Raw genomic sequence first — 12,718 nt, 5'->3', positions numbered from 1 at the left:
AAGGCGATTAGGAAATTCAACATAGCGATTTCCGTAACGAGAGGAGACTATTTCAGAGTCCCTATCGTTAATCAAATTGCGCTTGTACAAATGCTAGAGCACCTTTTCCATCACGAGTTAATTTGATGTATTGAGCGCCTTCTGTTTTCGCAAGTTTAATACCGAGCTTATCTGTTTCTGCTTTCATGTCTTCAAAGTTTGAAGCAACTTGAGGGGCAAGGATAACTAGATCAAACTCTGGTAACATTTCACGGTGAGCACCATAGCCACCTGCTGCTGCTTTCACAGGGACATTGTATTCTGCAGCTGCCTTGTTCAAAGCATTTGCAAGAAGTCCACTTGTACCTCCACCTGCACAGAGAACGAGGACATTTGTTTCTTCAGTGATGGTATTTTGTGTTGCTTCTACACCCGCTTTTTCAAGAATAGCATCTGCTTTTGCAGTGTTGAAGTTGGCAGCAACTTTGTCTTTCAATTCATCATTAGACTTACCTGAACGCTCTTCTTCGAGAATTTGTTCATCATATACTTTAAGGAATGGATAGTAAATGATTACGTCAACCACGATTAGAAGGGCAGCAAGAATGAATGATAGAACTTGGAAGTTAGTTCCAAGAACTAGACCTAGTGGAGCTGGAGTTGTCCATGGTAGATTAGCAGTGAATGAGTTCATTCCAAGTGTTTCAATAAAGAATTTAAAGATCCATACGTTTACGATTGGAGCAAAGATAAATGGAATGAAGAAGATTGGGTTCAATACAAGTGGTGCACCAAACAAGATTGGTTCATTTACACCGAAGAAGGTAGGAACTACTGAAGCACGTCCGATTGCACGGTTACGTTTTGATTTCGTTAACCACATGAACATGAATGGAACAACCAGTGTCGCACCAGTACCACCCATGGTAACGATAAACATTTGTGTACCAGAAGTAAGAATCTTGTCAGCGTGCATCCCTTGTTGGAGAAGGTTCAAGTTGACTTCGGCATTGGCATAGGTAATAGCTGCGATAGCTGGTTCAACGATAGATGGACCATGAATCCCAACAAACCAGAAGAAGGCAAAAGCACCAAAGATAATGGTAATACCAAGATAGCCATCAGCTGCAGAGAATAACGGTGCAAAGAATTTACCGATTGATTCAGCTACGCTTGCACCCACAAAATGACGAGCTAGTAAATCAAGAGCATAAAGTGAAACAACTGAGAGAGTGAATGGAATCACATCTTTAAAGACTTGTGAGATATTTGGTGGAACTTCGTCAGGCATACGAATAGTGACGTTGTTCTTAACACAAACCTTATAGATGGCTACAGTAACAAAGGCAGCAAGGAAGGCTGAAAGCAAACCTTTTGTCCCCAAGAATCCAGTAGCTAGACCATTTTCGATAGGGTCAGCTGCCAACATCAACAAACCAACAATTGCTGCCAACAATGTTGACATATAGTTGATTTGATTTGTTTTCTCCATGCTACGGTTAACTGAGTCCGTCAATGACTTGGCAGTTGTACCAGCTACTAAGAGAGCCAGAATTCCCATTGAATAGCTGTAAGGTTTCATCAGAAAAGCTACAACTTCATCAGACCATTTAAAGCCCCATGAGTTTGGTACAAAAGCAATCAAGATAAAGATACTTGAGAAGAGAATAACAGGCATACCTGCAATAAAACCATCACGAATAGCACGAAGATAGATATTACGAGATAGTTTCTCAAAGAAAGGCTTTCCTTTCTCAATAAATGCAATGAGTTTATTCATTATTTAACTCCTCTCTTGTAGAGTTCGATTAAGTGGTGCATCAAATCTTTTAACAAGATGGTTGTCATCAAGTGGTCTTGGCCATGCATCATGGTCACACTATAAGCTAAGTCTTCACCAGAAGCTTCCTTAGTCAATAGACTTGTTTGAGCGTGATGAGCCTCTGCAATACAGCTACCAGCTTCCTCTACCAGAGCGTCCGCTTTTTCAAAATCACCAGCTTCAGCAGCCTTCAAGGCTTCCAATAGTTTTGAACGAGCATCGCCAGCATAGGCTACGATTTCAAAACCTAACAATGTTACTTCTTCTCTATTCATGATAGAATTCTCCTTATATATTTTTAATTAAATTTTTATGACAATAAACGTTGGATATGTAGAACTAGATAAACTCGTTCACTTTTATACAAATCAAGACCCGTATGTTGCGTAATTACATCGTAAATCTTGGAGCCAACTTCGAATGCTTTTGGATAAGATTGTTTGATATGGTCTTCCATATCTAGAAGTGATTGATTATCATCTCTGGATCTATCCAAATAATCCAAGAAATAATTCAAATGGATCATAAAGCGATCATAGAAATGGTTATTCTCTTTAGTTCGTTGAATTGCATAACCCTTTAGCACTTCCTCAACATTTCTGAGAATTTCTTTCCTTTTATCAATCGATTCAACCATTTGGACTTCATTCTCACCCTCAGCATTGATGAAATGATAAGCAATCCGAATAATTTCGTCCTCAGGAAAATGATCTGCTAGCTTCTGACGATAAATTTCAAAAGCCTCACTTGCAATTCGAAAAGCGACAGGATACTTGGTAGAAATATCTGGCAGATTACTATCCTTGTACCTTCCTTGTGTTAGAGCTTGGTAAGAACAGTAAATATGATCTGTCAAGGTTACATAGAGATACTCTTGAATCGGATAGTGATATTTCTTGGAAAGCTTATCAATAATCTCATAGGTCACTGTGATAAAATCAAGCGGAACATCTTTGAGGAGAGCCATAAAGTTTTCTCTGGACTCTTCGGTCTTCATCCGAAAGATTTTCTCAACCTGATGTTCAGCAATCAAATCCCCCTTCTTCTTTCCGAATGCAATCCCCTTACCAATTACAATCACCTCTTCTCCTTTATAATTTCTGACAAGTGAAACATTGTGATTCATTGGATTTAGAATTCGATACATGTCAACCTCCTTTTATATTTTAAAGGTATATGAGTATAAAAAATGACCACAAATGAACTAGAAAATCAGCCGATTTCTAATTCACCTGTGATCATGCCTAATATTACTTAGTAACACTCACCTTGTATTAACTTGTGATTTAAGTATAGCACAAGTAAGTTGTTTTGTAAACCTTTACATACAACTTTTTTTTAAAAATTTTTAGATTCATGTTCCTAACCTAGGAGGACTTTCTTACACGCGTTCTTTCCATGAAGTTGCTGTTGTTTGAAGAACTTTGTTGAGTTCGTCAATGTTTTCAAATCCAGTTGTGCGAAGCCATTCGCGAGCTGCTGCTTCACCATCTTTGATGTAAGCTTCAACTGAACCAGCCCATGTAGCACGGCCACAAAGAACTCCGTTGAAGTTTGCACCTGATTCATGAGCAAATACAAGAGTATCTTGGAAAAGTTTAGCTGATACACCAGCACTCAAGTAGATGTATGGCAAGTTTGTTGCTTCATCTTGAGCTTTGAAGAAGGCTGCTGCTTCTTCACGTGTATAAACTACTTCACCTTCAGCGAAGCCTTCAACATATTTAATGTTAACAGGAACTTCTACTTTCAAGACATCAATGTTAAAGCGTGGGTCTGAGAAGACTTTCATAGCACCGATAACTTTGTGTGGTTTTACTTTCGCATATTCTACAGAACCTGCGTCAGCAATTTTTTCATCGTAAGCAAGGATTTCAAGGAAGAATGGGATGTCTTCAGCCACACACTCAGAACCGATACGTTCAATGTAAGCTTGTTTTTCTTGGTTGAGTTCATCTGAGCTATCTACATCATAGTAAAGCAAGAATTTAACTGCATCTGCACCTTCTTCTTTAATACGTTTTGCAGACCAAACATCCAAGCAGTCTGGCAAGCGTTTTGTACTTGTTGTGTCATAACCTGTTTTTTCATAAGCAAGGAGAAGACCAGCTTTTTCATCAAGAGCTTTAGTAGCTGGAAGTCCATACTCAGGGTCAAGAAGCATAGATGAAGCGTATTTAGTCAATTCATCTGCAACCAAGACTTTCAGTTCTTCCATTTGATCCACTGTTGGTTCTTCTGTTTGGTGTTGAGCCATGAGGCGTTTCAAAGCACCACGTTGGTCAAAAGCAAGAGCTGAGATGATACCATTTTCATCAGAAAGTTTTTCTAAGCGTGCACGTTTTTGTTCTGTTAAAGCCATTTTATACCTCTTTTACTATTAATTGATCATATAGAGCTTGATAGTTGGCCATGTTGACATGACCAGTCATTTTTTCTTGAGCATTGAGCATACCAAGGACATTTGCCTTGATGAGTAATTCTGCATCCGATTCTTTATGAAGAAGTCCTGAAGAAATTCCTGCCACAGTAGAGTCTCCAGATCCAACAGGATTTACCACCTGAATTCTAGGAATATCTACCTTGTAGAAAATATCACCATGTTTGGCAAAGGCACCGTTAGCACCAAGTGAAACGATAATCCATTCAATACCTGCAAACAAAGGTTCTTGAAGTACTTCTTTTAATTCATCCAAATCCTCAGAAACTTCTCTTCCAAGAAGCTGAGACAATTCCTCATTATTTGGTTTGATTACTGTGGGTTTATGTGGTGATTCAAGAACCGCCTGAAGTGCTGCACCAGAGCAGTCCAAAACAACAGGCTTACCAGCTTGATTAGCAAGTTCTACCAAGCTCGCATAGTAATCAACTGGAAGGCCAGCCGGCAGACTACCTGAGATAGCTACTACTTCAACTGACTCTAGGAGATTTTTAAAATGTTCCAAAAAGTCTTGACCTTCCTGTTCCAATACTTCAGGACCTTTTTCAAGAACTTCTGTTTGGTTGTCTCCGTGAAGAATAGCGATACAGTTACGAGTTTCTCCCTGAATAGAAAAGAAATCTTTCTTAACATTATCATCAATATTTTCAACCAAAAACTCACCAAGTTTGCCACCCACTAAACCAGTAGCAAGCACAGAGTCTCCAAATTCTGAAAGTACTCGTGTAACATTGAGGCCCTTACCACCAGCCGTTTTGGTTACATCTACCACACGATTGACAGTATCGATCTTCAACTCATCCAAAGGATAGGAAATATCGATGGACGGGTTCATTGTGACTGTTAAAATCATAGGTCACCTCTTAGTCGTGGTATTCTCCGCGATCCCATTTTTCAAGGAATTCAGTGAAGAAGTTTGCGTCTGTTTGTTGAACATTGTGACTTTCAAGGTGTTCAATTTTCGCAATCAATTTCTTGTTTTCTTCAGATGGTTTGTATTCAGCATGGATGAAAGCTTCGATGATATCACACATAAGCAATTCACCAGTAATCTTACCACCAAAACCAATAACGTTGGCATTTAATTGTTCTTTAGCATAAAGGGCTGTTGTCATATCACGAACCAAGGCAGAACGGACACCTGGAACTTTATTTACAGCGTTGTTGATACCAACACCAGTACCACAGATACATACCCCAAGATCAGCTTGACCGCTAGTTACAGCTTCCCCTACTTTTTTACCAAAGATTGGGTAGTGAGTACGTGTATGGTCATATGTACCAAAGTCAATGACTTCATATCCTTTTGATTTCAAAAATTCTGAAACCGCCATTTTTTCATCTGTTACGATGTGGTCACATCCAATTGCAATTCTCATTAGTTATTCCCTCCGATTAATTATATAAATCTAATATCATTTATCCCTACTCAAAAAAAATCAAGATTAGCTTAGGAAGCGAGCTGCAAGCATAACTGAGGTTAGCTAAAGTGAGCTGACAACAGATTATCTTGATTTTTGAAGAGTATTAGCACATTTTGTTCAACATATCGACCCTAATTTGGTGACGTCCACCATCGTATTTACCGTTAACAAATCCTTTAGCGATGTTTTTAGCTAATTCATCACCAACAAGTTGTGCACCCATAGTGATCATACGTGAGTTGTTGTGACCACGAGTCATATAAGCTGAACGTTCGTCAGATACTTCTGCAGCGACCATTCCTTTGATCTTAGTTGCAACCATAAATGGACCAGCTCCATAAGCATCAATCACGATACCAAGGTTTTGTTCTTCTTTGTTTACTTCTGCAGCAACAGCAAGAGTCACATCGACAAAGTCTTGACCTTCAGCTGTAACATCCACAACGTGGAAGTTTTCTTTTTCCAAGAAGTCTTTCACAACTTCTTTCAATCTCAAACCTGCAGCATCTGCACCGATAACAATAGACATATTGTATACTCCTTTTTATTTTTCTAGGCTAGTAAAACCTCTTATAGTTAGCAGTTTACCTACAAAAGCTTTCTAGCAGTTTATTGACAAATTGGATTGAATGAGATGAATGACACCTTATTCAAGTTTAGGAAACCAGTTTCCTAGAAATAATCCTTCTCCACGAAAGAGAATATAACAAGTGATTATTTGTTTGTTACAAACATCATTTGTTGCTTACAAACATAATATACTCCTATTTCCTGAAAAAGTCAACAGTTAATGTTTGTTTTTGTGTTTTTTAACTAAAAAATTTCGATGTCAAAACCAATTTGATCCACTTGACCAGGTTCTAGGAGACGAACATTCTTCTTATCTTCTAGATGATCTCCTTCGTCAAGGGATGTTGACAAGCCTGACCATGGTTCAAAAGCAATGAAAGGTCCTTTATTCAAAGTTGACCAGATAATGAGATTTGAGAACTCTGCAAAGTGCACTTTCAATCCCTTATCATGTTTACGAGAACGAAGCGCAATTGTTCTAGATTGCAATTCATCTAAGGTGACTGCATCCGTGCTGAAAAGATCATAATTAAGATCTAATTCTTTTTGACCCTCTAGCCATGGACTTCTATCTTGAAAATCCAGCATACCCGTTTCTGGGAAAGGACGTGGAACAGAGCAAGTCTCTTCCTTCTCAAACTCTAAATAGTAGTCTTCATAGACTTCATCATCCAGTAGAGGACAATTAAATCCTGGATGTCCACCAATAAAGTAAGGCAGGACCTTACTAGTTTCTTTATTAAATATTTTGTATTGAGTTCGTACTGTCTTGCCAGTAAGGATATAAGTGATTTCTAGGCGGAAATGATAAGGATAGTTTTGATAGCTATTCTCATCGTCTTCAATTGCAAAAGTTACACTCTTGTCTGTCTGTTCAACTAATTCAAATTCTTTCTTACGAACCAAACCATGACGAGGAATCTTTCCTTGGCTTTCTTGTCCCTTCTCATCTATATAGAGTGCTGTATCCTCTCTCAATGAACCACAGATGGGGAAGAGAACAGGAGCTTGTCCACTCCAATAAGTGGCATCCCCTTGCCACAAATACTCAAGTCCCTCAGCATCTTTTATAGAAGAAAGAGCCCCACCAAAACTGTTAAATTGAACTCTTAATTGTTCTGATTTTAATTCAATTACCATTATTTTCTCCGATTTCTTGATAGTTTATAAAAAACTAGGCTGTCACTCCTATCAGGAAAATGACAACCTAGCCTTAACAATTTACATTTTATAGGAGCGCATTATTTTGCTTTTGCTGCGTACTCTTCGTTACGTTTGATCATTTGTTTTCTGTACCAAGCAAAGATACCGATATAGAATACAAGGAAGACTACAGCACCAAGGATTGCTTTGATATCACCAGTTGTAGTGTTACCAATTGTCCAACCAAGAAGTTTTTCGATTGGTCCTTCAAGAGTTGAGTGAGTAATCAATTGCGTTTGGCTCACACCTTCTGGGAAGGCACCTACACCTTTAGCAAGTTCTGTCGCAAATGGTGCGATAAGTGTACCTGAAAGAAGGAAGAGTGGCAACAAGAGTGTTCCGAAGATAATCATACGGAGTAATTTACCACGAGTTACAACCAAGAGAGCTGGAGTAACACCCATAGCGATGATACCTGCAAGTGGCAAAATACCATTTCCGACTTTTGAAAGAAGCACAGCTTCAATCAACATGATTGGTGCAAGTACGTTGGCACAAGCCCAGATTTCAGCACGACCAGCGATGAATGGCCAGTCAAGACCGATATTAAACTTACGTCCTTCCAAACGTTTAGTAGCAACGTTTGTAATACCTTGTGAAAGTGGTTCTACGGCAGCAATGAACCATGAACCGATTAGTGAGAAGAGTTCCAAAGCTACACCGGCTGTCAAACCAAGAGACAACCAACCTTTGATAACTTCTTGCCAGTTTGCAGCATCTTTAAGTCCTTCAACAGGATGTGGAGTCCCCATCAAACCGATAACGATACCAAGGATGAAACCGATGAAGAATTTAGATCCCCAGAAACCGATTTTCTTGTTCAATTTAGCGGCATCAAAGTCATATTTATCAAGACCTGGGAAGAATTTTTCAAAAATCTTATCCAAAACCATGATAACTGGGTTCATCATGTAGTTCATGTGAGTTGAAGTCATTGGTGATGAACTTGGTGCGTTAAGAAGGTCATCGAATGTAGGTTTCATCAAGTCAGAGTTGATAATTTTAAGAACCCCAACAAGTACAACTGCTGCAGTAGCGATGAAGAGTGAAACTCCTTGGCTCACACCATTGTTGTCTGCATACCATTTAATCAAAAGACCTGTGATAGACAAGTGCCAGATATCAAAGATATCAACATCAAGTGTGTCAGTTTTCTTCATAGCAAGCATCACTACGTTGACAATCAACATGATGAGCAAGAAGTAAAGTGTCCAAGCAGATCCCCAAGTGATTGTGGCAAGTGGCGCCCAACCAACGTCGGTGATGTTCAATTGAATACCAGTGTTTTCAACGAATTTTGCAAGTGATGCTGAGAAAGCACCGTTCAACATTCCGATGATAGCCCCGATACCTGTAAGAGCGATGGCAAGTTTAATACCACCTTCTAGCGCTTTGGAGAATTTCACTCCAAAAAGTAGAGCCAATACTGTCAAAATGATCAGCATGATGATTGGTCCACCCATGTCCAAGATAGGTTTGAACAGCTTATTGGCTAGTTCGATAATGACATCCATAATAGTTCCTCCCTTTTTATGTTGTATGAATGTTAACTAAATAAAGTATTTATTAGCTTAATCCGTGTTCTTTAATGGCTGCTTCAATATTGTCAAATACTGGAGCACTCATCGCTGGGATACGGAACAAGATTGGTCCAGCTTCGATTACTGGAATACCTGGGTCAAAACCAAGGTCTGTCGCGGCAATTGGTGTGAAGATATCATAACCTTTGATAAGGTCTTCGTTAACGTCTTTAACCATTACTGCATCACAGTGAACATCAAAACCGCGGTTTGAAAGTTCTTCTTCAAGAGCACTTTTAATTTGGTGGCTTGAGTTAACACCTGCACCGCAGGCAGCAAGAATTTTAATCATATGGATTTCCTCCGATTTAATATTTTTAATAGACAAGATTATGCAGTTGCTTCAGCTATATAAGCATATAGGGCTTCTGGTTCTGAAATTTTTGATAGGTCTTCAAGATGACCATTTCCAGTAAAGAAGTCCATCAACTGAGCAAGAATGTTCGTTTGACTTGAACTTGAGTTATTAATGATAAAGAAGAGCAAGGATACTTCTACTTCCTTATCTGGCGCAATCATATTGTGGAAAGTCACTGGTTTTTCTAATCGAACAACCACAACTTTTTCAGCTAGATTATGAACAATATCTGTGTGAGGAATAGCTACATTCGGCAAATCCTTACCCAAAAATTCCATATCTAAGCCAGTTGGAAATGACTTTTCACGCGTGATCAAGGCTTCACGATAAGTTGGAGTTACGATTTCTCGTTCTTCCAATAAAGTTGCAACCTGATCAAAGAGTTGTTCTTGATTATCCGCTTCTAAGCAAAACACAAGGTTTTTGTCAAAGAAATGATCTAATCCCATAAGGTTTTCCCTTCTTTCCATTAACTTTATGCTATAAGTATAACACTATATGAAACCGTTGTCAATATTTTTCTGTTCTTTTTTTGTCTCTTTTTTTATATTTTTGTTGTTTTTGTAGTTTGTTATGTAAAAACAAACAATTAAACAAACATCCAAAATATTTCTTATGTTCCAGAATCGAAAAAAGCAGACCATTTTAGTCTGCTTTACGATTGATTCTGATATAAATTTCCTGTAAACAAGGAAAAGCAATTATGACAACTATTCTTCATCCATACTCAAGACGCTGAGGAAGGCTTCTTGTGGGACTTCTACTGATCCTATAGCTTTCATACGTTTCTTACCAGCTTTTTGTTTTTCTAGAAGTTTACGCTTACGAGAAACGTCACCACCGTAACACTTAGCAAGTACGTTCTTACGAAGGGCCTTGATATCTGTACGAGCCACAATCTTGTGTCCAATAGCTGCTTGGATTGGCACCTCAAATTGTTGACGAGGGATGATTTTCTTGAGCTTATCAACGATGAGTTTCCCACGTTCATAGGCAAAGTCCTTGTGAACGATAAAGCTGAGGGCATCCACCTTGTCTCCGTTGAGAAGGATATCCATTTTCACCAGCTTAGATGGGCGGTACTCTGACAATTCATAGTCAAAGCTTGCATAACCACGAGTTGAAGACTTGAGCTTATCAAAGAAATCAAAGACGATTTCAGCCAGTGGAATTTGATAGATAACATTAACACGATTGTCATCGATATAGTCCATCGTCACAAAGTCCCCACGCTTGCGCTGAGCTAATTCCATCACTGCTCCGACGAACTCCTGTGGTACCATGATTTGCGCTTTAACATAAGGCTCTTCAATGGTCGCAATCTTAGTTGGGTCTGGGAACTCAGACGGGTTCGACACATCCATAGATTCGCCGTCTGTCAGATTTACTTTATAGATAACAGACGGAGCTGTCATGATGAGGTCGATGTTGAACTCACGTTCCAAACGTTCTTGGATAACATCCATATGGAGAAGTCCAAGGAAACCACAACGGAAACCAAATCCAAGTGCCTGAGATGTTTCTGGTTCAAACTGAAGACTAGCATCATTCAGTTGCAATTTTTCAAGGGCTTCACGAAGGTCATTGTACTTGTTTGATTCGATTGGATAGAGACCTGCAAAGACCATAGGATTCATCTGCTTGTAGCCATGTAAGGGCTCTGCTGCAGGATTGGTTGCCAAGGTAACAGTATCACCCACACGAGTGTCCTGAACTGTCTTAATAGAAGCCGCAATATAACCAACGTCACCAGTCGCAAGGAAATCACGACCAACTGCTTTGGGTGTAAAAATACCGACTTCGGTCACATCAAAGGTCTTACCATTGCTCATAAGCTGAATCTTATCGCCAGGTTTGACCACCCCATCCATGACACGCACTTGAAGGATAACCCCACGGTAAGCATCGTAAACCGAGTCGAAAATCAAGGCCTTAAGAGGCGCCGTCACATCACCCGTTGGTGCTGGCACTTTTTCCACGATTTGCTCGAGAATTTCTTCAATACCAATACCAGCCTTGGCAGAAGCCAAAACTGCTTCACTGGCATCCAAACCAATGACATCTTCAATCTCTGTACGCACGCGCTCAGGATCTGCAGCTGGCAGATCAATCTTGTTAATGACTGGCATGATTTCCAAATCATTATCCAAGGCCAGATAAACATTGGCAAGGGTTTGAGCCTCAATCCCTTGGGCAGCATCAACTACCAAAATCGCTCCCTCGCAGGCAGCTAGCGAACGCGAAACTTCATAGGTAAAGTCCACGTGCCCCGGCGTGTCAATCAAATGGAAAATATAAGTTTCGCCATCTTTTGCAGTGTAATTCAGCTCGATAGCGTTGAGTTTAATGGTAATCCCACGTTCCCGTTCTAAATCCATACTATCCAAAAGTTGGGCCTGCATTTCACGACTTGAAACGGTCTCTGTCTTTTCCAAAATGCGATCTGCTAGAGTCGACTTTCCATGGTCAATATGGGCGATAATAGAGAAGTTACGGATCTTCTCCTGTCGTTTTTTCAATTCTTCTAAGTTCATGATTCTCTTCCTTTCAGGGTATCTATTTATTATAAATTGTTTTTGACATTTTGACAAGACCATACCCTGCTAGGAGTACTAATCTTCAGCGATAAAGCCGTCATTTTCGATAAAGTGGTGTTCTGTCATTCCTTGGTCAGTAAAGACAATCCCATGAAGGACACCACCATAGACAGCTCCTCCATCCATCCCAATCTTGCCATCTTCTGTAGTCCAAAGCTCAGCAGTACCACGCTCTTGCTTTAACAAACCATAGACCGGTGTATGACCAAAGACAATGATTTTTCCGGTATGATTTTCTGCTTCGTGGAATGGTTTTCTAAGCCATACTTTCTTGTAATCTGTGGTTTCATGCCAGTCGTCTAAGGTCAAATCAATACCTGCGTGCACAAAGATATACTTGTCTGTCTCTACCACAAACGGCATTTGACGAACAAATTCGACCAAGTCTGCCGCTTCAGTAGCAACACGCTTGGCATCCTCAACTCCATCAACTGGTGCATCCAGAGGACGACCTAAGATAGAGTTAATGGTTGTATCACCACCATTACGACGATAGTGGTCATAGCTTTCTTCAGGATCATCGAGCCAAGTTAAAAACATATACTCATGATTTCCAGACAAACAGATAGCTCCTTGATTATCTACTAAGTCCTTAACCATCTCTAGGACACGGCGACTATCTTCACCACGGTCAATCAAATCCCCTAGAAAGAGCAACTGGGTCTGACCATCCCATGTTTTGAGAAGGTCTTCCAGCATCCCTGCTTTTCCATGAACATCTCCAATTACATAATAGTCTGTCATC

Annotated in this window: 13 protein-coding genes; all 13 read right to left on the bottom strand. The window is 39.7% G+C overall.

What is annotated here, in order from left to right; genetic code table 11:
• Positions 1-67: 67 nt before the first annotated feature.
• Positions 68-1,759, bottom strand: coding sequence for a lactose-specific PTS transporter subunit EIIC (locus tag FJR77_RS03055; protein ID WP_140832570.1), 1,692 nt, complete (start codon positions 1,757-1,759; stop codon positions 68-70).
• Positions 1,759-2,076 (bottom strand): PTS lactose/cellobiose transporter subunit IIA, encoded by a 318-nt coding sequence (locus tag FJR77_RS03050; protein WP_001078331.1) that lies wholly within the window; start codon positions 2,074-2,076, stop codon positions 1,759-1,761. Before FJR77_RS03050 ends, FJR77_RS03055 begins: the two co-directional genes overlap by 1 nt.
• A gap of 35 nt (positions 2,077-2,111) precedes the next feature.
• Positions 2,112-2,948 (bottom strand): PRD domain-containing protein, encoded by an 837-nt coding sequence (locus tag FJR77_RS03045; RefSeq protein WP_000285745.1) that lies wholly within the window; start codon positions 2,946-2,948, stop codon positions 2,112-2,114.
• A 234-nt stretch (positions 2,949-3,182) separates the two neighbouring features.
• A complete protein-coding gene (gene lacD / locus FJR77_RS03040) occupies positions 3,183-4,163 on the bottom strand; it encodes a tagatose-bisphosphate aldolase (RefSeq protein ID WP_140832567.1) in 981 nt (326 codons plus the stop codon).
• Position 4,164: 1 nt separating this feature from the next.
• On the bottom strand, positions 4,165-5,094 hold the full coding sequence (locus tag FJR77_RS03035) for a tagatose-6-phosphate kinase (protein ID WP_060805560.1): 930 nt from the start codon (positions 5,092-5,094) through the stop codon (positions 4,165-4,167).
• Positions 5,095-5,104: 10 nt separating this feature from the next.
• Entirely contained in the window at positions 5,105-5,620 is a 516-nt protein-coding gene (lacB, locus tag FJR77_RS03030; RefSeq protein ID WP_140832564.1) for a galactose-6-phosphate isomerase subunit LacB, read from the bottom strand.
• A 148-nt stretch (positions 5,621-5,768) separates the two neighbouring features.
• Entirely contained in the window at positions 5,769-6,194 is a 426-nt protein-coding gene (gene lacA, locus FJR77_RS03025) for a galactose-6-phosphate isomerase subunit LacA (protein ID WP_000029277.1), read from the bottom strand.
• A gap of 284 nt (positions 6,195-6,478) precedes the next feature.
• A complete protein-coding gene (locus FJR77_RS03020; protein ID WP_140832562.1) occupies positions 6,479-7,375 on the bottom strand; it encodes an aldose 1-epimerase family protein in 897 nt (298 codons plus the stop codon).
• A gap of 101 nt (positions 7,376-7,476) precedes the next feature.
• Positions 7,477-8,952, bottom strand: a complete 1,476-nt coding sequence (locus tag FJR77_RS03015) for a PTS galactitol transporter subunit IIC (RefSeq protein WP_000382514.1) — start codon at positions 8,950-8,952, stop codon at positions 7,477-7,479.
• A 52-nt stretch (positions 8,953-9,004) separates the two neighbouring features.
• Positions 9,005-9,310: a PTS sugar transporter subunit IIB gene (locus tag FJR77_RS03010; RefSeq protein WP_000590547.1), complete on the bottom strand. Its 306-nt coding sequence runs from the start codon at positions 9,308-9,310 to the stop codon at positions 9,005-9,007.
• Positions 9,311-9,348: 38 nt separating this feature from the next.
• The gene (locus FJR77_RS03005; RefSeq protein ID WP_000521980.1) at positions 9,349-9,825 is read right to left on the bottom strand and encodes a PTS sugar transporter subunit IIA; all 477 of its coding nucleotides are present in this window, start codon (positions 9,823-9,825) and stop codon (positions 9,349-9,351) included.
• Between the two features lie 261 nt (positions 9,826-10,086).
• Positions 10,087-11,910, bottom strand: coding sequence for a translation elongation factor 4 (lepA, locus tag FJR77_RS03000; RefSeq protein WP_001047207.1), 1,824 nt, complete (start codon positions 11,908-11,910; stop codon positions 10,087-10,089).
• Positions 11,911-11,988: 78 nt separating this feature from the next.
• Positions 11,989-12,717, bottom strand: coding sequence for a metallophosphoesterase family protein (locus tag FJR77_RS02995; RefSeq protein ID WP_140832559.1), 729 nt, complete (start codon positions 12,715-12,717; stop codon positions 11,989-11,991).
• Between the last annotated feature and the right edge of the window lies 1 nt (position 12,718).

Origin of the sequence: Streptococcus shenyangsis, from assembly GCF_006385785.1 — a bacterium.
Classification (GTDB): Bacteria; Bacillota; Bacilli; order Lactobacillales; family Streptococcaceae; genus Streptococcus; species Streptococcus shenyangsis.
Note: the sequence above shows the minus strand (reverse complement) of the source record. Positions and strands in the feature narration are given on the sequence as shown.

Coding starts and splice junctions, on each gene's coding strand:
- FJR77_RS03055 (WP_140832570.1), bottom strand. CDS start 1,759: ATGAATAAACTCATTGCATTTATTGAGAAAGGAAAGCCTTTCTTTGAG.
- FJR77_RS03050 (WP_001078331.1), bottom strand. CDS start 2,076: ATGAATAGAGAAGAAGTAACATTGTTAGGTTTTGAAATCGTAGCCTAT.
- FJR77_RS03045 (WP_000285745.1), bottom strand. CDS start 2,948: ATGTATCGAATTCTAAATCCAATGAATCACAATGTTTCACTTGTCAGA.
- lacD (WP_140832567.1), bottom strand. CDS start 4,163: ATGGCTTTAACAGAACAAAAACGTGCACGCTTAGAAAAACTTTCTGAT.
- FJR77_RS03035 (WP_060805560.1), bottom strand. CDS start 5,094: ATGATTTTAACAGTCACAATGAACCCGTCCATCGATATTTCCTATCCT.
- lacB (WP_140832564.1), bottom strand. CDS start 5,620: ATGAGAATTGCAATTGGATGTGACCACATCGTAACAGATGAAAAAATG.
- lacA (WP_000029277.1), bottom strand. CDS start 6,194: ATGTCTATTGTTATCGGTGCAGATGCTGCAGGTTTGAGATTGAAAGAA.
- FJR77_RS03020 (WP_140832562.1), bottom strand. CDS start 7,375: ATGGTAATTGAATTAAAATCAGAACAATTAAGAGTTCAATTTAACAGT.
- FJR77_RS03015 (WP_000382514.1), bottom strand. CDS start 8,952: ATGGATGTCATTATCGAACTAGCCAATAAGCTGTTCAAACCTATCTTG.
- FJR77_RS03010 (WP_000590547.1), bottom strand. CDS start 9,310: ATGATTAAAATTCTTGCTGCCTGCGGTGCAGGTGTTAACTCAAGCCAC.
- FJR77_RS03005 (WP_000521980.1), bottom strand. CDS start 9,825: ATGGGATTAGATCATTTCTTTGACAAAAACCTTGTGTTTTGCTTAGAA.
- lepA (WP_001047207.1), bottom strand. CDS start 11,910: ATGAACTTAGAAGAATTGAAAAAACGACAGGAGAAGATCCGTAACTTC.
- FJR77_RS02995 (WP_140832559.1), bottom strand. CDS start 12,717: ATGACAGACTATTATGTAATTGGAGATGTTCATGGAAAAGCAGGGATG.